Origin of the sequence: Pseudomonas rhizoryzae, from assembly GCF_005250615.1 — a bacterium.
Lineage (GTDB): Bacteria > Pseudomonadota > Gammaproteobacteria > Pseudomonadales > Pseudomonadaceae > Chryseomonas > Chryseomonas rhizoryzae.
This window is the reverse complement of record NZ_SULM01000001.1, coordinates 203,066-221,510: the sequence shown is the minus strand read 5'-3', so window position 1 is coordinate 221,510 and position 18,445 is coordinate 203,066. Positions and strand designations below refer to the sequence as shown.

Below are 18,445 nucleotides of genomic sequence, written 5' to 3'. Positions count from 1 at the left end.
CCAGCGAACCCCGGCTTTGGCCGGGGTTCGCTGCATTTGGGACCCACAAAGCTTAAGGCGTATACTGCGCGATTACCGATAGCGGAGTCCGAGATGGATTGGCACGCCCACGTCACCGTGGCCACCGTGGTGGAAGACGCCGGCCGCTTCTTGCTGGTCGAGGAAGAGAAACAGGGTCGCCTGGTGCTTAACCAGCCGGCCGGGCACCTCGAACCCGGCGAAAGCCTGGTCGAAGCCGCTTACCGCGAAACCCTGGAAGAAACCGCCTGGCAGGTGGAAATCCAGGGCGTGATTGGCATTGGCCTCTATACCGCGCCAAGCAACGGCGTCACCTACTATCGCACCGCCTTTCACGCTCGCCCGCTGCGGCTTGAAGAGGGCCGTGCCCTGGACGCCGACATCACCCGTGCGGTCTGGCTGACCCTCGACGAGATCCGCGCCGAGCAGGCCCGGCTGCGCAGCCCGCTGGTGCTGGACGCCATCGAGAAATACCTGGATGGGCACCGCTATCCCCTGTCGATGATCGTAGATATGAGAGGTTTTTGAAGTGAACGGCACCCGCGTCATCGTCGGCATGTCCGGCGGAGTGGATTCCTCGGTCTCGGCCCTGTTACTCAAGGAGCAGGGCTATCAGGTCGAGGGCCTGTTCATGAAGAACTGGGACGAGGACGACGGCACCGAGTACTGCACCGCCAAGGAAGACCTAGCCGACGCCCAGGCGGTCTGCGACCGCATCGGCATCAAGCTGCACACGGCCAACTTCGCCGCCGAGTACTGGGATCACGTCTTCGAGCACTTCCTCGCCGAATACAAGGCCGGCCGGACCCCGAATCCGGACATCCTCTGCAACCGCGAAATCAAGTTCAAGGCCTTCCTCGACTATGCCCTGGCCCTGGGCGCCGACCTGATCGCCACCGGCCACTACGTGCGCCGTCGCGACGTCGACGGCCAGACCCTGCTACTCAAGGGCCTGGATGCCAACAAGGACCAGAGCTATTTCCTCCACGCCGTGGGCGGCGAGCAACTGGCGCGCACCCTCTTCCCGGTGGGCGAACTGGAAAAGCCCGAGGTCCGCGCCATCGCCGAACTGCACGGCCTGGCCACCGCGCGCAAGAAGGATTCCACCGGTATCTGCTTCATCGGCGAGCGGCGCTTCAGCGACTTCCTCAAGCAATACCTGCCGGCCCAGCCGGGTGACATCGAGACCACCGAGGGCGATATCATCGGCCGCCACCATGGCCTGATGTATCACACCATCGGCCAGCGCCAGGGCCTGGGTATCGGTGGCATGAAGGACGCCGGTGACGAGCCCTGGTACGTATTGAGCAAGGACCTGACCCGCAACGTGCTGATCGTCGGCCAGGGCAATGCTCATCCCTGGCTATTCGCCGAAGCCCTGACCGTCGGCGAGATGTTCTGGGTCAACGATCTGGACCTCACCCAGCCGCGTCGCCTCACCGCCAAGGTCCGCTATCGCCAGCAGGACCAGGCTTGCCAGCTCGAACGCCAGGGTGACGGCTACCGGGTGGTCTTCGACGAACCCCAACGGGCGGTGACCCCCGGCCAGTCGGTGGTCTTCTATGACGGCGATGTCTGCCTGGGCGGCGGCGTGATCGAACATTACCAACCCGCCTGCGCCGAGGCGCCTGCCGCATGAATCGCACCCAGGAACAACTCATCGCCCTGGGCGGCGTTTTCCAGGCCGCCGTGCTGGTCGACCAACTGGCGCGCACTGGCCAGGTACCGGAAGAACCCCTGGCCTGCCTGCTCGGCAGCCTGCTGGTGCGCGACCCCGGCAGTACCCTGGAGGTCTATGGCGGCAGCGTCACGCCCCTGCGCGAGGGCCTCGGCGCCCTCTCCAGCACTCTGGAGCGCAATCCCAACAGCCTGCAGCGCGAGCCCCTGCGCTACGCCCTGGCGATGACCGCTCTGGAACGCAAGCTGGAAAAGCGCGGCGACCTGCTCGACCTCATCGGTCGCCGCCTCACCCAGATCCAGTCGCAGGTCGAGCATTTCGGCGTGGCCCACGAAAACGTGATCGCCGCTTGCGGGGGTCTCTACGAGGACACCCTGAGCACCTTCAAGCAGCGCATCCAGGTGCACGGCGAGATGCGCTACCTGCAGCAATCCGCCACCGCCTCGCGGGTGCGTGCCCTGCTATTGGCCGGCATCCGCTCCGCGCGCCTGTGGCGCCAGCTAGGTGGCCATCGCTGGCAACTGGTGCTCAATCGCCGCAAGTTGCTCGACAACCTCTATCCCCTGCGCAACGCCTGACCCCGGACCGGCCGGCGGCGGTACTAAAGCCCCGGCCTTTGCGTGTAGAATTCCGCCCCTTTCTCCCCCGCTACCAAGAGAATGCCCATGCAGCTCTCCTCGCTCACCGCCGTATCGCCCATCGACGGCCGTTACGCCGGCAAGACCGCCGCCCTGCGCCCCATCTTCAGCGAATTCGGCCTGATCCGTTTCCGCGCCCAGGTCGAGGTCCGCTGGCTGCAGCGCCTGGCCGCCCACGCGGGCATTCCCGAGGTCGCGCCCTTCTCCGCCGAGGCCAATGCCCTGCTGGACAAGCTGGCCACCGAGTTCAGCGTCGAGCAGGCGCAGCGGGTCAAGGACATCGAGCGCACCACCAACCACGACGTCAAGGCCATCGAGTACCTGCTCAAGGAAGAAGTCGCCGGCCTGCCCGAGCTGGCCGCGGTCAGCGAATTCATCCACTTCGCCTGCACCTCCGAAGACATCAACAACCTGTCCCATGCGCTGATGCTGCGCGAAGGCCGCGACCAGGTGCTGCTGCCGCTGATGCGCCAGATCGCCGGCGAGATCCGCGTGCTGGCCCATCGCTTCGCCGACGTGCCCATGCTCTCCCGCACCCATGGCCAGCCCGCCTCCCCCACCAGCCTGGGCAAGGAACTGGCCAACGTGGTCTATCGCCTGGAGCGCCAGATCGAGCAGATCGCCGCCATCCGCCCGCTGGGCAAGATCAACGGCGCCGTGGGCAACTACAACGCCCACCTGTCCGCCTACCCGGATGTCGACTGGGAAGCCAATGCCCGTACCTTCATCGAAGACGACCTCGGCCTGACCTGGAATCCCTACACCACCCAGATCGAGCCGCACGACTACATCGCCGAGCTGTTCGACGCCATCGCCCGCTTCAACACCATCCTGATCGACTTCGACCGGGACATCTGGGGCTACATCTCCCTCGGCTACTTCAAGCAGAAGACCGTGGCCGGCGAGATCGGCTCCTCGACCATGCCGCACAAGGTCAATCCCATCGACTTCGAGAACTCCGAAGGCAACCTGGGCATCGCCAACGCCATCCTCCAGCACCTGGCCAGCAAGCTGCCGATCTCCCGCTGGCAGCGTGACCTGACCGACTCCACCGTGCTGCGTAACTTGGGCACCGGCCTGGCCCACGGCGTGATCGCCTACGAAGCCACCCTCAAGGGCATCGGCAAGCTGGAACTCAACGCCGCGCGCATCGCCGAAGACCTGGATGCCTGCTGGGAAGTCCTGGCCGAGCCGGTGCAGACCGTGATGCGTCGCTACGGCGTCGCCAATCCCTACGAGAAGCTCAAGGAGCTGACCCGCGGCAAAGGCATCAGCGCCAGCGCTCTACAGGACTTCATCGATGGCCTGGAAATCCCCGAGGCGGCCAAGGCCGAACTGCGCCAACTGACCCCGGCTGGCTATATCGGCAACGCCGCCGAGCAGGCCCGTCGGGTCTAAGCGCCATTTCTTTCTCACGCCCGGCACCGCCGGGCGTTTTTCATTGCGCGAGGTGTGCATGAACCCGGATCAACCCCTGCAACTGCTCGGCGGCCTGACCGCCCGTGAATTCCTGCGCGACTACTGGCAGCAGAAACCCCTGCTGATCCGCCAGGCCATCCCGGACTTCCAGAGCCCCCTGGAACCCGACGAGCTGGCCGGCCTGTCGCTGGAAGACGAAATCGAATCGCGCCTGATCATCGGCCAGGACCGCACCTGGGAGCTGCGTCGCGGCCCGCTGCCCGAAGACACCTTCGCCAGCCTGCCCGAGCGTGACTGGACCCTGCTGGTGCAATCGGTGGACCAGTTCGTTCCCGAGGTGGCCGAGGTGCTGGAGTCCTTCCGCTTCCTGCCCAGCTGGCGCGTCGACGACGTCATGATCAGCTATGCCGCGCCCGGCGGTGGCGTCGGCCCGCACTACGATCACTACGACGTCTTCCTGCTGCAAGGTCATGGTCGCCGCCGCTGGCGGATTGGCCAACACTGCGATGCCGACAGCCCCCTGATCGACGGCCTGGAACTCAAGATCCTCGCCGACTTCCAGCAGACCGACGAGTGGGTCCTGGAGCCGGGCGACATGCTCTATCTGCCGCCGGGCCTGGCCCACGACGGCATCGCCGAAGACGAGTGCATGACCTACTCCATCGGCTTCCGCGCCCCCAGTGCCGGCGAGGTCCTCACCCACTACACCGACTTCCTCGCCCAGTTCATTCCCGAGGACGAGCGCTACAGCGACGCCGGCAGCAACCCGGCCAGCCCCAGTCACGCCGAGATCACCCCGGACGCCATCAAGCGCCTGCGTACCCTGATGGCGCGCCACCTGGGCGACGATCGCCTGCTGCTGGCCTGGTTCGGCCAATACATGACCGAGCCGCGCTATCCGGAGCGGGTCGCCGGGGAAACCCTCAGCAGCGAGCAACTGCGCCAGGCCCTCGATCAGGGCGCCCTGCTCATGCGCAACCCGAGTGGGCGCCTGGCCTGGAGTCGCCTGGACGACGAGGTGATGGTCTTCGCCAGCGGCCAGAGCCGTCTGCTGCCGTTGGACCTGCAACCGCTGCTCGACCTGCTATGCTCGGCGGAAGTGCTGCACCAGGCCAATCTCGCGCCCTGGCTGCAGGACGACGACGCCATGCGTCTGATCCGTGAACTGCTCCAGCAGGGCAGCCTGATTTTCGCGGAGGACGACGAGGACTGAATAAGGGGGCCGCCGTGGACGAATCCTTCGATCTAACCCTGGACGGCCTGCCCGAACCCCAGCTCGGCGAGGATCTCGCCCTGCGACTCGAAGGTGTGGACGCCTTGCGCGAGCACAGCGTCCGCCTCATTGGCCAGAGTCGCCGCCAGTTGTCCATCCAGACGCCCGACCTGGAAGGCGCCCTCTACGACCACGCCGAGATCGAAGCGGCCATCAAGCGCCTGTTGCTCGGCCATCCCCGCCATCAGGTACGGATCCTGGTCAACGACAGTGCCGTCGCCGTACGCCAGGGGCATCGCCTCGTCGCCCTGGCGCAACGCCTGACCAGCAATCTGCTGATCCGGCGACCACCCATGGATCAGCAACCGGAAGGTGCCTGTCTCATCGTCGATGACCTGGCCCTGTTGCGGCGCACCAACACCGCCGTGCCCCAGGGTTTCGTGCGCTACGGTGATCGCGCAGCGGTCAAGGTCCAGCAACAGGTATTCGACCGTCTCTGGGCCATCAGCCAGCCGGATCTGGAATTGCGGAGGATGGTGCTATGAAACACCTGCTGGCCCTACTGCTGCTTCTGACCACCTGCGCCTGGGCTGCACCGCGAACCGAGGTCATACCGCTGCACTACCGTACGGCCGATGATCTACTGCCCACCCTGCAGTCCGTGCTCGGCGCCGAAGGCAAGATCAACGTCTACGGCAACCAACTGATCGTCAACGCCGAGCCGGCGAAGATCGCCGAGATCAAGAATCTGCTGGCGCAACTGGATACCCAGCCGCGGCGCCTGCTCATCACCCTTGCCACCCGCGCCGGCAGTAGCGGTGCCAGCCAGGGTTATGACGTGGCGGGCGACGTACGCTCGCCACGGGTACGCATCATCGAGAACAGCACCGACCAAGCGGAGGATGGCGCCCAGCGCGTCCAGGTCACCGAGGGCTACCCGGCCTTCATCCGCTTCGGCGAAGACGTCCCCGTGACCACCTACCAGACCTCCCCCTACGGCCAAAGCTACGCCCAGACCGACTACCGGCGTCTCGAACGGGGCTTCCAGGTCATCGCCCACCTGAGTGGCAACCTGGTACACCTGGACATCACCAGCGTCGACGACCGCGCCGCCGCGATGCGTCCAGGCACCATCAAGACCCAGAGTGCCGCGACCCGCATCAGTGGCCCTCTCGGCCAGTGGCTGGATCTCGGCGGCTTTCGCCAGCAGGTGGAAGAGGACCGCTCCGGTCTCACTCAGTATTACTCCACCGAAGGCCGCAACGACCGACAGTTGAGCATCAAAGCCGACCTGATCGACTGACAAAATTGGCGAACGGGAGAACTCTCGCTACGCTCTGCAATCTAGGACTCATAAGCAACACTCAATCAATCGAGAATAATTCTTATATTCATTCTCATATAAAAGCTAAGTTTGGTTTAATTTGATTCAAAGCAGTCAAATAGAATCTTTTTAGGCCAATAAATTTACAGAATGAATCGATAGAGCATAAAATCTGTCCGCCTTGCGACACCGTGTCGCACTGATTGCGTCTGATACCCATAATTAAGGATTCAAAGCATGTCTGAGTCGATCAGCCTACTGACCCACAACTGGAGCTTCGCGGTATTCCTCCTGGGCGTGGTCGGTCTGATCGCCTTCATGCTCGGAGTCTCCAGCCTCCTCGGCAGCAAGGCCGTAGGTCGTAGCAAGAACGATCCCTTCGAGTCCGGCATCGTCCCTACCGGGGGTGCCCGTCTTCGCCTTTCTGCCAAGTTCTATCTGGTCGCGATGCTGTTCGTGATCTTCGACGTCGAAGCCCTCTTTCTCTTCGCCTGGTCGGTATCCATCCGTGAATCGGGATGGGCCGGCTTCGTGGAAGCAGCCATTTTCATAGCAATTCTGTTGGCGGGTCTTGTCTACCTGTGGCGAATCGGAGCGCTCGATTGGGCGCCTGCGAGTCGTCGCCAGCGGCAGGCGAAGTCGAAACAATGAGGCTTTGGCAATGCAATACAAACTCACCCGGATCGATCCCGATGCGGCGGTAGACCGTTATCCGGCCGGCCAACGGGAAACCGTGGCCGACCCGGTCGAAAGTCAGGTCAACCGCAGCATCTTCATGGGCAAGCTCGAAGATGTCCTGCGGGGCGCGGTCAATTGGGGGCGCAAGAACTCCCTGTGGCCCTACAACTTCGGCCTGTCCTGCTGCTACGTGGAAATGACCACCGCCTTCACGGCACCCCATGACATCGCCCGCTTCGGCGCCGAGGTCATCCGGGCATCGCCGCGTCAGGCCGACTTCATGGTCATCGCCGGCACGCCCTTCATGAAGATGGCTCCGGTCATACAGCGCCTGTACGAGCAGATGCTGGAGCCCAAGTGGGTGATCTCCATGGGTGCCTGCGCCAACTCTGGCGGTATGTACGACATCTACTCGGTCGTTCAGGGCGTGGACAAGTTCCTGCCCGTCGACGTCTATGTGCCTGGCTGCCCGCCGCGCCCCGAAGCCTTCCTGCAGGGCCTGATGCTCTTGCAGGACTCCATCGGCGAAGAGCGCCGCCCGCTGTCCTGGGTGGTGGGTGACCAGGGGATCTACCGCGCCGAAATGCCTTCGCAGCGCGAGCAGAACCGCGAGCGCCGCATCCAGGTCACCAACCTGCGCAGCCCAGACGAAGTGTAAGTCCCCTTTCGGGACTTACACGCTGACGACGATCGATAGCGACGGAACATCATGACCGCAGACACCGCTCTGTCCGCCTCTGCGCTCGCCCCTGCCGGCGAAGCGTCGGTGGTTGGCGAACTCCAGGGCCAATTCGGCGCCGACGCCCTGACCCTGCAAGACACCCGTACCGGCATGCCGGTGATCTGGGTGGCGCGCGAAAAAATCATCGAAGTGCTGCGCTTCCTGCGCAACCTGCCCCGCCCCTACGTCATGCTCTATGACCTGCATGGCGTCGACGAGCGGCTGCGGACCCATCGCCGCGGCCTGCCCAACGCGGACTTCACCGTTTTCTACCACCTGATGTCCATCGAACGTAACAGCGATGTGATGCTCAAGGTGGCGCTCTCCGCCAATGACCTGCGCCTGCCCACGGCCACCGGCATCTTCCCCAATGCCAACTGGTACGAGCGGGAAGTGCTGGACATGTACGGCATTCACTTCGACGGTCACCCGCTGCCCAAGCGCATGCTGATGGCCGACAACTGGCAGGGTCACCCGCTGCGCAAGGACTATCCGGCGCGGGCCACCGAGTTCGATCCCTATGCGCTGAACGCCGCCAAGCAGGATCTCGAACAGGAAACCCTGAGATTCAAGCCCGAGGAATGGGGCATGAAGGAGCATGCGGAGAATTCCGACTTCATGTTCCTCAACCTGGGCCCGAACCACCCCTCCGCCCACGGTGCCTTCCGCATCATCCTGCAGCTGGACGGCGAAGAGATCGTCGACTGCGTGCCGGAGATCGGCTACCACCACCGCGGCGCCGAGAAGATGGCCGAGCGCCAGTCCTGGCACAGCTACATCCCCTACACCGACCGCATCGACTACCTCGGCGGGGTGATGAACAACCTGCCTTACGTGCTCTCGGTGGAAAAGCTCGCCGGCATCAAGGTGCCATCACGGGTGGACTTCATCCGCGTGATGATGGCCGAGTTCTTCCGCATCAACAGCCACCTGCTGTACCTGGGCACCTATATCCAGGACGTCGGCGCCATGACGCCGGTGTTCTTCACCTTCACCGATCGTCAGCGCGCCTACAAGGTGATCGAGGCCATCACCGGCTTCCGTATGCACCCGGCCTGGTTCCGCATCGGCGGCGTCGCCCACGACCTGCCGCGCGGCTGGGACAAGCTGGTCCGCGAATTCCTCGACTGGATGCCCAAGCGCCTGGACGAGTATGAAAAGGCGGCGATGAAGAACAGCATCCTGGTCGGCCGGACCAAGGGTGTCGCGGCGTACAACACCAAGGAAGCCCTGGAGTGGGGCGTCACCGGTGCCAACCTGCGCGCCACCGGCCTGGACTTCGACCTGCGCAAGGCCCGCCCCTACTCCGGCTACGAGAACTTCGAATTCGAAGTGCCCATCGCTCATAACGGCGACTGCTACGACCGCGGCATGCTGCGCGTCGAGGAGATGCGCCAGAGCCTGCGCATCATCGAGCAGTGCCTGCAGCACATGCCCGAAGGCCCGTACAAGGCGGATCACCCGCTGACCACGCCGCCGCCCAAGGAACGCACCCTGCAGCACATCGAGACCCTGATCACCCACTTCCTGCAAGTGTCCTGGGGTCCGGTAATGCCGGCCGGCGAAGCCTTCCAGATGATCGAGGCGACCAAGGGCGCCAACAGCTACTACCTGACGAGCGATGGCAGCACCATGAGCTACCGCACCCGCATCCGGACGCCGAGCTTCCCGCATCTGCAGCAGATCCCGGCCGTCATCCGCGGCAGCATGGTGTCCGACCTGATTGCCTACCTGGGCAGTATCGACTTCGTCATGGCCGACGTGGACCGCTGAGCATGAGCACCGAAACCCTGATCCAAACCGACCGTTTCGTCCTGAGCGACACCGAGCGCTCGGCCATCGAACACGAGATGCACCACTACGAGGACCCGCGCGCGGCGTCCATCGAGGCCCTGAAGATCGTCCAGAAGGAACGCGGCTGGGTGCCGGACGGCGCCATCTACGCCATCGGCGAAGTGCTGGGCATCCCCGCCAGCGACGTCGAGGGCGTGGCCACCTTCTACAGCCAGATCTTCCGCGTGCCGGTCGGTCGCCACATCATCCGCGTGTGCGACAGCATGACCTGCTACATCGGCGGCCACGAATCCGTGGTCGGCGAGATCCAGCGCCAACTGGGCATCGGCCTGGGCCAGACCACCGCCGACAGCCGCTTCACCCTGCTGCCGGTGTGCTGCCTGGGCAACTGCGACAAGGCCCCGGTGCTGATGATCGACGACGACACCCATGGCGATGTCCAACCCGCGGGCGTGGCCAAACTGCTGGAGGGATACGCATGAGACTGACCTCCTTCGGGCCTGCCAACGGCATCGCCCGTACTCCCGAGACCCATCCGCTGACCTGGCGCCTGCGTGACGACGGCGCCCCGGTCTGGCTGGAGGAATACCAGGCGAAAAACGGCTACGCCGCGGCGCGCAAGGCGCTGACCGAGCTGGCGCCCGACGCCATCGTCCAGGAAGTCAAGGACTCCGGTCTCAAGGGCCGCGGCGGTGCGGGCTTCCCCACCGGCGTGAAGTGGGGCCTGATGCCCAAGGACGAATCCCTCAACATCCGCTACCTGCTGTGCAACGCGGACGAGATGGAACCCAACACCTGGAAGGACCGCCTGCTCATGGAGCAGCTGCCGCACCTGTTGGTGGAAGGCATGCTGATCAGCGCCCGGGCGCTCAAGGCCTACCGCGGCTACATCTTCCTGCGCGGCGAATACGTCGATGCCGCCGCCAACCTGCGGCGCGCCGTGGAAGAAGCCAAGGCCGCCGGTCTCCTGGGCAAGAACATCCTCGGCAGCGGCTTCGACTTCGAGCTGTTCGTCCACACCGGCGCCGGGCGCTACATCTGCGGGGAAGAAACCGCGCTGATCAACTCCCTGGAAGGCCGCCGCGCCAACCCGCGCTCCAAGCCGCCCTTCCCCGCCGCGGTCGGCGTCTGGGGCAAGCCCACCTGCGTCAACAACGTCGAGACCCTGTGCAACGTGCCAGGCATCGTCGCTGGTGGCGTCGACTGGTACAAGGGCCTGGCCCGTGCCGGTAGCGAAGACATGGGCACCAAGCTCATGGGCTTCTCCGGCAAGGTGAAGAGTCCCGGCGTCTGGGAACTGCCCTTCGGCATCACCGCCCAGGAGCTGTTCGAAGACTACGCCGGCGGCATGCGCGATGGCTTCAAGCTGAAATGCTGGCAGCCCGGCGGCGCCGGTACCGGCTTCCTGCTGCCCGAGCACCTCTCGGCACAGATGTACGCCGGCGGCATCGGCAAGGTCGGCACCCGGATGGGCACCGGCCTGGCCCTGGCGGTCGACGACAGCATCAACATGGTCTCGCTGCTGCGCAACATGGAAGAGTTCTTCGCCCGCGAATCCTGCGGCTGGTGCACCCCCTGCCGAGACGGTCTGCCGTGGAGCGTCAAGCTCCTGCGCGCCCTGGAGAAGGGCGAAGGCCAGCAGGGCGATCTGGACACCCTGCTGCAGCTGGTCAACTTCCTCGGCCCAGGCAAGACCTTCTGTGCCCACGCACCGGGCGCCGTCGAGCCCCTGGGTAGTGCCATCAAGTATTTCCGCGAGGAGTTCGAGGCCGGCGTGCGCAAGGCGCCCAGCGAGCCGCGTCCGACCGCTTCCGCGACCGTGACCTGAAGACCGGCCCCGCATGGGGCCGCCTTCGTAGCTTTCAGGCCGGGCGCGACCCGGCCGGCGTTGTCTCTGGCGCTCGCCACGACGGCGCGAACGTTTTCCCATTAGCCAGACCCGCCCTGCGCGGGTGAGAAGAAAACCCTATGGCCACTATCCATGTAGACGGCAAGACGTACGAGGTCGACGGGGCGGACAACCTCCTCGAAGCCTGCCTGTCCCTGGGGCTCGACATCCCCTATTTCTGCTGGCACCCGGCGCTGGGCAGCGTCGGCGCCTGCCGCCAGTGCGCGGTCAAGCAGTTCGCCGACGAGAACGACACCCGCGGACGCCTGGTCATGTCCTGCATGACGCCGTCCAGCGACAAGACCTACATCTCCATCGAAGACGCCGAAGCCAAGGAATTCCGCAGCTCGGTCATCGAATGGCTGATGACCAACCATCCCCACGACTGTCCGGTCTGCGAAGAAGGCGGCCACTGCCACCTGCAGGACATGACGGTGATGACCGGCCACAACAAGCGCCGCTATCGCTTCACCAAGCGTACCCACCAGAACCAGGACCTCGGCCCGTTCGTCGCCCACGAGATGAATCGCTGCATCGCCTGCTATCGCTGCGTGCGCTACTACAAGGACTACGCCGGCGGTACCGACCTGGGCGTCTACGGTGCCCATGACAACGTCTATTTCGGCCGCGTCGAGGACGGTGCCCTGGAGAGCGAATTCTCCGGCAACCTGACCGAGGTCTGCCCCACCGGGGTATTCACCGACAAGACCCACTCCGAGCGCTACAACCGCAAGTGGGACATGCAGTTCGCCCCGAGCATCTGCCATGGCTGCTCCTCGGGCTGCAACATCAGCCCCGGCGAACGCTATGGCGAACTGCGCCGCATCGAAAACCGCTTCAACGGCTCGGTGAACCAGTACTTCCTCTGCGACCGTGGCCGCTTCGGCTATGGCTACGTCAACCGCAAGGATCGTCCGCGCCAGGCGCTGCTGAAAGACGGCAGCCTGGAGACCGGTATCGACGCCGCCCTGGATCGCGCCGCCCTGCTGCTACGCGGCAAGAAGGTGATCGGCATCGGCTCGCCGCGTGCCAGCCTGGAAAGCAACCACGCCCTGCGCGAACTGGTCGGCGCCGAGAATTTCTACAGCGGCATGAGCGCCCGTGACCTGGCCAATGTGCGCCTGGTCCTGCAGGTGCTCAAGGACAGCCCCCTGCCCGTGCCGACCCTGCGCGCCATGGAAAAGCACGATGCCGTCTTCGTGCTCGGCGAGGACCTGACCCAGACCGCCGCGCGCCTGGCCCTGTCCCTGCGCCAGGCCGTCAAGGGCAAGCCCGAGGCCATGGCCGCGGCCCAGAAGATCCAGCCCTGGCTGAACGCCGCCGTGCAGAACATCGGCCAGAGCGAGCGCAATCCGCTGTTCATCGCCAGCGTCGCCGCCACCCGCCTGGACGACGTCGCCGACGCCCGCCTGCACGGTTCGCCGCTGGAACTGGCCCGTTTCGGTCATGCCGTGGCCCATGCCATCGATGCCAGCGCTCCGGCGGTCGAAGGCCTGAGCGATGAAGTCGCCGAGCAGGCCCGCCTGCTGGCCGAGACCCTGCTGGCAGCCGAGCGCCCGCTGGTGGTGTCCGGTACCTCTTTGGGTGAGCCGGCGCTGATCGAAGCCGCCGCCAACCTGGCCAAGGCCCTGGCCGCCAAGGGCAAGGCCGGCTCCCTGAGCCTGGTGGTACCCGAGGCCAACAGCCTGGGTCTGGCGCTCTACGGCGGCGAGTCCGTCGAGGACGCCTTCGCCGCCCTGGAAAATGGCCAGGCCGATGCCCTGGTGGTGCTGGAGAACGATCTCTATCGCCGTGCTCCGGCCCAGCAGGTCGAACAGGCCCTGAGCCGCGCCCAGGTACTGGTGGTGCTGGATCACCAGCGCACCGCCACCGCCCAGCGCGCCGACCTGGTGCTGCCGGCGGCGAGCTTCGCCGAAGGCGACGGGACCCTGGTCAGCCAGGAAGGTCGCGCCCAGCGCTTCTTCCAGGTCTATGAGCCGAGCTACTACGATCCCTCCAGCCTGGTCCGTGAGGGCTGGCGCTGGCTGCACGCCCTGCGCAACACCCTGGACAACCGTCCGGTGGATTGGACCCAGCTGGACCACGTCACCGATGCCGTGGCCACCGCTGCGCCGCAACTGACCGCCATCCGCGACGCCGCGCCCAACGCCAGCTTCCGCGTCAAGGGCCTCAAGCTCGCCCGCGAACCGCACCGCTACAGCGGTCGGACCTCCATGCGCGCCAACCTTAGCGTGCACGAACCGCGCGCGCCGCAGGACGCCGACACCGCCTTCGCCTTCTCCATGGAAGGCTATGCCGGCAGCGCCGAGCCGCGCCAGCAGATCCCCTTCGCCTGGTCGCCGGGCTGGAACTCGCCCCAGGCCTGGAACAAGTTCCAGGACGAGGTCGGTGGTCACCTGCGCGCCGGCGATCCGGGCGTGCGCCTGATCGAGACCCAGGGCGATCACCTGAGCTGGTTCGCCGTCCCGGCCGCCACTACTCGCAGCGCCGCGTCCGGCTTCCAGGCCGTGCCGCTGTACCACCTGTTCGGCAGCGAAGAGACCTCTTCCCGCGCTGAGCCGGTGCGTGAGCGCATTCCGGCAGCCTACGTGGCCCTGGCCAAGGCCGATGCCGACCGCCTGGGCGTTAATGAAGGTGCCCTGCTGCGTCTGCAGGTGGCTGGTCAGGAACTGCGCCTGCCGCTGCAGATCAAGCCCGAGCTGTCGGCGGGCCTGGTCGGCTTGCCCGCTGGCTTCGAAGGGATTCCGGTGGACTTCGCCGGCCTCACCGTGGAAGGACTGCAGGAGGCCGCGGCATGACCTGGCTCACCCCCACCCTCATCGCCGTGGTCATCGGCATGCTCAAGGCCATCGTCATCCTCTTGGCGGTGGTCATCTGCGGAGCCTTCCTGAGCTTCGTCGAGCGCCGCCTGCTGGGTCTCTGGCAGGATCGCTACGGTCCCAACCGGGTCGGCCCCTTCGGCGCCTTCCAGCTCGGTGCCGACATGCTGAAGATGTTCTTCAAGGAGGACTGGACGCCCCCGTTCGCCGACAAGATGATCTTCGCCCTGGCACCGGTGATCGCCATGGGTTCGCTGCTGGTGGCCTTCTCGGTCATCCCGGTCACCCCCACCTGGGGTGTGGCGGACCTGAACATCGGCCTGCTGTTCTTTTTCGCCATGGCTGGCGTCAACGTCTACGCCGTGCTCTTCGCCGGCTGGGCGAGCAACAACAAGTTCTCCCTGCTGGGCGCCATGCGCGCCTCGGCCCAGACCCTCTCCTACGAGGTGTTCATGGGTCTGTCGGTGATGGGCATCGTCGCGGTGACCGGTTCCTTCAACATGAGGGACATCGTCGAGGCGCAGCATCAGGGCTGGTGGTTCATCGTTCCCCAGTTCTTCGGCTTCTGCACCTTCTTCATCGCCGGCATCGCCGTCACCCACCGTCATCCCTTCGATCAGCCGGAAGCCGAGCAGGAGCTCGCCGACGGTTACCACATCGAATACGCGGGCATGAAGTGGGGCATGTTCTTCGTCGGCGAGTACATCGGCATCGTGCTGATCTCGGCGCTGCTGGTGACCCTGTTCTTCGGTGGCTGGCACGGTCCCTTCCTGGACACCCTGCCCTGGCTGTCGTTCGTCTGGTTCGCCCTGAAGACCGCCTTCTTCATCATGATCTTCATCCTGCTGCGCGCCTCGGTTCCCCGGCCGCGCTACGACCAGGTAATGGCCTTCAGCTGGAAGTTCTGCCTGCCCCTGACCCTGATCAACCTGCTGGTGACCGGCGCTGTGGTGCTTTATATCGCCCAGCCGGCCATCGGCCAGTGAGGTATCCGTCATGATCAAGGAAATCCTGCACGTCCTGCATGGCACCTACACCCAGTTGCGCAGCGTGGTGATGATCTTCGGTCACGCCTTCCGCAAGCGCGACACCCTGCAATACCCCGAGGAACCCGTGTACCTGCCGCCACGCTACCGTGGCCGCATCGTCCTCACCCGTGACCCCGACGGCCAGGAGCGCTGCGTGGCGTGCAACCTGTGCGCCGTGGCCTGCCCGGTTGGCTGCATCTCGCTGCAGAAGACCGAAGCCGAGGACGGTCGCTGGTACCCGGAGTTCTTCCGCATCAACTTCTCGCGCTGCATCTTCTGCGGCATGTGCGAGGAGGCCTGCCCCACCACCGCCATCCAGCTGACCCCGGACTTCGAGATGTCCGAGTTCAACCGCCAGGAGCTGGTGTACGAGAAGCAGGACCTGCTGATCTCGGGCCCGGGCAAGTATCCGGAGTACAACTTCTACCGGGTGGCCGGCATGGCCATCGCGGGCAAGCCCAAGGGTGCCGCGCAGAGCGAGGCAGAGCCGATCAACGTGAAGAGCCTGCTGCCCTAAGGAGCTGTCGTGGAATTCGCCTTCTATTTCTCCGCTGGGGTGGCCGTACTGGCCACTTTCCGGGTGATCACCAACACCAATCCGGTGCATGCCCTGCTGTACCTGATCATCTCCCTGCTGGCCGTGTCCATGGTGTTCTTCGCCCTGGGCGCACCCTTCGCCGGAGCCCTGGAGATCATCGTCTACGCCGGCGCCATCATGGTGCTGTTCGTCTTCGTGGTGATGATGCTCAACCTGGGGCCGGTCATCTCCGACCAGGAACGCAAGTGGCTGACGCCCAAGGTCTGGATCGCTCCGTCGATCCTTGCCGGTGCGCTGCTGGTGGAACTGCTGGTGGTGCTGTCGCGCACGCCGGGCGGCGCCGCCATCGGTCACACCAGCGTGGAAGCCAAGGCCGTGGGCATCAGCCTGTTCGGGCCCTATCTGCTGGCGGTCGAGCTGGCGTCCATGCTGCTGCTGGGGGCCCTGGTCGCGGCCTACCACCTGGGCCGCAGCGACGTCAAAGACGGGATCGGCGAGTAAGTCGCCAAGGACTGGAGAACAGCCAATGAACGCCATACCTCTGGAACACGGACTGGCCCTCGCCGGTGCCCTGTTCGCCCTTGGCCTGGTGGGCCTGATGGTCCGCCGCAACATCCTCTTCGTGCTCATGAGTCTGGAAATCATGATGAACGCCGCCGCCCTGGCCTTCGTGGTCGCGGGTAGCCGTTGGGGCGCTCCCGACGGCCAGGTGATGTTCATCCTGGTGCTGAGCCTGGCCGCCGCCGAGGCCAGTATCGGCCTGGCGATCCTGCTGCAGCTCTATCGCCGCTTCCATACCCTCGACGTCGATGCCGCCAGCGAGATGCACGGATGAACCTGCTACCCCTCACCTTCGCCTTTCCCCTGGTCGGCTACTTCCTGCTGGCCTTTTCCCGCGGTCGGCTGTCGGAGAATCTTTCCGCGCTGATCGGTGTGGGTTCGGTAGGCCTGGCGGCGCTGGTCACCGCCTGGGTCGGCTGGAACTTCCACGTCGCGCCGCCGGCCGACGGTCACCTGACCATCGTCCTCTGGCAGTGGATGAACGTGGAGGGCTTCACGCCCAACATGGCGCTCTATCTGGATGGCCTGTCGCTGACCATGCTCGGCGTGGTCACCGGCGTCGGCTTCCTGATCCACCTGTTCGCCTCCTGGTACATGCGCGGTGAAGAAGGCTATTCGCGCTTCTTCGCCTACACCAACCTGTTCGTCTTCAGCATGTTGCTGCTGGTGCTCGGCGACAACCTGCTGCTGCTGTACTTCGGTTGGGAAGGCGTGGGGCTGTGCAGCTATCTGCTGATCGGCTTCTACTACAGCGAGCGCGCCAACGGTAACGCGGCGCTGAAGGCCTTCATCGTCACCCGCGTCGGCGACGTCTTCATGGCCTTCGGTCTGTTCATCCTGTTCATGACCCTGGGCACCCTGGACATCCAGGAGCTGCTGCAGAAGGCGCCCGCCGTCTTCGCCAGCGGCGATCCGCTGATCGTGCTGGCCACCCTGGCCCTGCTCGGTGGTGCGGTCGGCAAGTCGGCCCAGCTGCCGTTGCAGACCTGGCTGGCGGACGCCATGGCCGGCCCCACGCCAGTCTCGGCATTGATCCACGCGGCAACCATGGTGACCGCGGGCGTCTACCTGATCGCCCGGACCCACGGCCTGTTCGCGCTGGCGCCCGACATCCTCCACCTGGTGGGCATCGTCGGTGCCGTGACCCTGGTGCTGGCTGGCTTCGCCGCCCTGGTGCAGACCGACATCAAGCGTATCCTGGCCTACTCCACCATGAGCCAGATCGGCTACATGTTCCTGGCCCTGGGTGTCGGCGCCTGGCAGGCGGCGATCTTCCACCTGATGATCCACGCATTCTTCAAGGCGCTGCTGTTCCTGGCGTCGGGCTCGGTGATCCTGGCCTGCCACCACGAGCAGAACATCTTCAAGATGGGCGGCCTGTGGAAGAAGATTCCCCTGGCCTATGCCAGCTTCCTGGTGGGCGGCGCGGCCCTGGCGGCGCTGCCGCTGGTCACCGCCGGCTTCTACTCCAAGGACGAGATCCTCTGGGAGGCCTTCGCCAGCGGGCACAGCTACCTGCTCTACGCAGGCCTGGCCGGTGCCTTCCTGACCTCGATCTACACCTTCCGCCTGATCTTCATCACCTTCCATGGCGAGGCGCACACCGAGGCCCACGCCGGTCACGGCATCGCCCACAACCTGCCGCTGGCGGTGTTGCTGGTGCTCTCGACCTTCGTCGGCGCGATGATCGTGCCGCCGTTGGCCGGGGTGCTGCCGGAGTCGATCGGTCACGCCGGCGGCGAAGGCAAGCATGCGCTGGAGATCACTTCGGGAGCCATCGCCATCGCCGGTGTGCTGCTGGCTGCCCTGCTGTTCCTGGGCAAGCGCACCTTCGTCAGCGCCCTGGCCAAGAGCGCTCCGGGGCGGTTCTTCGGCACCTGGTGGTATCACGCCTGGGGCTTCGACTGGCTGTACGACCTGCTCTTCGTCAAGCCTTACCTGCTGCTGGCCCGCCTGCTGCGCCACGACCCCATCGACCAGGCCATCGGTCTGATCCCGTTGCTGGCACGCGGTGGCAACCTGGCACTGAGCACTACCGAGAACGGCCGTCTGCGTTGGTACGCGGCGTCCATCGTGGGGGGCGCCGTGCTGTTGCTCGGCGCGCTGCTGCTGGCCTGACCCTCTGACT

General features: G+C 65.2%; 18 protein-coding genes. All 18 read left to right on the top strand.

Annotated features, from left to right (window positions below; translation table 11 throughout):
* Positions 1-93 precede the first annotated feature (93 nt).
* The 18 genes from FAZ11_RS01000 to nuoL all read left to right on the top strand — a co-directional run bounded on the left by FAZ11_RS01000 (position 94) and on the right by nuoL (position 18,435).
* A complete protein-coding gene (locus tag FAZ11_RS01000; protein WP_058764008.1) occupies positions 94-546 on the top strand; it encodes an NUDIX hydrolase in 453 nt (150 codons plus the stop codon).
* A gap of 1 nt (position 547) precedes the next feature.
* A complete protein-coding gene (mnmA, locus tag FAZ11_RS00995; RefSeq protein ID WP_137279342.1) occupies positions 548-1,657 on the top strand; it encodes a tRNA 2-thiouridine(34) synthase MnmA in 1,110 nt (369 codons plus the stop codon).
* Entirely contained in the window at positions 1,654-2,274 is a 621-nt protein-coding gene (gene hflD, locus FAZ11_RS00990) for a high frequency lysogenization protein HflD (protein WP_058764011.1), read from the top strand. The genes mnmA and hflD overlap by 4 nt, the downstream gene beginning before the upstream one ends.
* An 87-nt stretch (positions 2,275-2,361) precedes the next feature.
* Complete coding sequence (gene purB, locus FAZ11_RS00985; RefSeq protein ID WP_058767482.1) at positions 2,362-3,732, top strand: adenylosuccinate lyase; 1,371 nt, start codon at positions 2,362-2,364, stop codon at positions 3,730-3,732.
* A 58-nt stretch (positions 3,733-3,790) separates the two neighbouring features.
* The gene (locus tag FAZ11_RS00980) at positions 3,791-4,966 is read left to right on the top strand and encodes a ribosomal protein uL16 3-hydroxylase (protein ID WP_058764016.1); all 1,176 of its coding nucleotides are present in this window, start codon (positions 3,791-3,793) and stop codon (positions 4,964-4,966) included.
* Between the two features lie 14 nt (positions 4,967-4,980).
* Positions 4,981-5,511, top strand: a complete 531-nt coding sequence (locus tag FAZ11_RS00975) for a DUF7931 domain-containing protein (RefSeq protein ID WP_058764019.1) — start codon at positions 4,981-4,983, stop codon at positions 5,509-5,511.
* Positions 5,508-6,269: a secretin N-terminal domain-containing protein gene (locus FAZ11_RS00970; RefSeq protein WP_058767483.1), complete on the top strand. Its 762-nt coding sequence runs from the start codon at positions 5,508-5,510 to the stop codon at positions 6,267-6,269. The genes FAZ11_RS00975 and FAZ11_RS00970 overlap by 4 nt, the downstream gene beginning before the upstream one ends.
* A 258-nt stretch (positions 6,270-6,527) precedes the next feature.
* Positions 6,528-6,941 carry an NADH-quinone oxidoreductase subunit A gene (locus FAZ11_RS00965; protein ID WP_058764023.1) on the top strand — a complete coding sequence of 138 codons (414 nt, stop codon included), beginning with the start codon at positions 6,528-6,530 and terminating at the stop codon, positions 6,939-6,941.
* Positions 6,942-6,951: 10 nt separating this feature from the next.
* Positions 6,952-7,626, top strand: coding sequence for a NuoB/complex I 20 kDa subunit family protein (locus FAZ11_RS00960; protein WP_058764025.1), 675 nt, complete (start codon positions 6,952-6,954; stop codon positions 7,624-7,626).
* A 51-nt stretch (positions 7,627-7,677) separates the two neighbouring features.
* Positions 7,678-9,462 (top strand): NADH-quinone oxidoreductase subunit C/D, encoded by a 1,785-nt coding sequence (gene nuoC, locus FAZ11_RS00955; RefSeq protein WP_058767484.1) that lies wholly within the window; start codon positions 7,678-7,680, stop codon positions 9,460-9,462.
* A 2-nt stretch (positions 9,463-9,464) separates the two neighbouring features.
* The gene (gene nuoE, locus FAZ11_RS00950; protein ID WP_137279341.1) at positions 9,465-9,965 is read left to right on the top strand and encodes an NADH-quinone oxidoreductase subunit NuoE; all 501 of its coding nucleotides are present in this window, start codon (positions 9,465-9,467) and stop codon (positions 9,963-9,965) included.
* Positions 9,962-11,311 carry an NADH-quinone oxidoreductase subunit NuoF gene (nuoF, locus tag FAZ11_RS00945; protein ID WP_137279340.1) on the top strand — a complete coding sequence of 450 codons (1,350 nt, stop codon included), beginning with the start codon at positions 9,962-9,964 and terminating at the stop codon, positions 11,309-11,311. Before nuoE ends, nuoF begins: the two co-directional genes overlap by 4 nt.
* 140 nt (positions 11,312-11,451) lie before the next feature.
* Positions 11,452-14,169: an NADH-quinone oxidoreductase subunit NuoG gene (gene nuoG / locus FAZ11_RS00940; RefSeq protein WP_058773374.1), complete on the top strand. Its 2,718-nt coding sequence runs from the start codon at positions 11,452-11,454 to the stop codon at positions 14,167-14,169.
* Positions 14,166-15,176 carry an NADH-quinone oxidoreductase subunit NuoH gene (gene nuoH / locus FAZ11_RS00935; RefSeq protein ID WP_137279339.1) on the top strand — a complete coding sequence of 337 codons (1,011 nt, stop codon included), beginning with the start codon at positions 14,166-14,168 and terminating at the stop codon, positions 15,174-15,176. Before nuoG ends, nuoH begins: the two co-directional genes overlap by 4 nt.
* Before the next feature lie 10 nt (positions 15,177-15,186).
* Positions 15,187-15,735 carry an NADH-quinone oxidoreductase subunit NuoI gene (nuoI, locus tag FAZ11_RS00930; protein WP_058764039.1) on the top strand — a complete coding sequence of 183 codons (549 nt, stop codon included), beginning with the start codon at positions 15,187-15,189 and terminating at the stop codon, positions 15,733-15,735.
* A gap of 9 nt (positions 15,736-15,744) precedes the next feature.
* Positions 15,745-16,257, top strand: coding sequence for an NADH-quinone oxidoreductase subunit J (nuoJ, locus tag FAZ11_RS00925; protein WP_058764040.1), 513 nt, complete (start codon positions 15,745-15,747; stop codon positions 16,255-16,257).
* 25 nt (positions 16,258-16,282) lie between these two features.
* Positions 16,283-16,591 carry an NADH-quinone oxidoreductase subunit NuoK gene (nuoK, locus tag FAZ11_RS00920; RefSeq protein ID WP_007158894.1) on the top strand — a complete coding sequence of 103 codons (309 nt, stop codon included), beginning with the start codon at positions 16,283-16,285 and terminating at the stop codon, positions 16,589-16,591.
* Entirely contained in the window at positions 16,588-18,435 is a 1,848-nt protein-coding gene (nuoL, locus tag FAZ11_RS00915; RefSeq protein ID WP_058764042.1) for an NADH-quinone oxidoreductase subunit L, read from the top strand. Before nuoK ends, nuoL begins: the two co-directional genes overlap by 4 nt.
* The last annotated feature ends 10 nt before the right edge of the window (positions 18,436-18,445 follow it).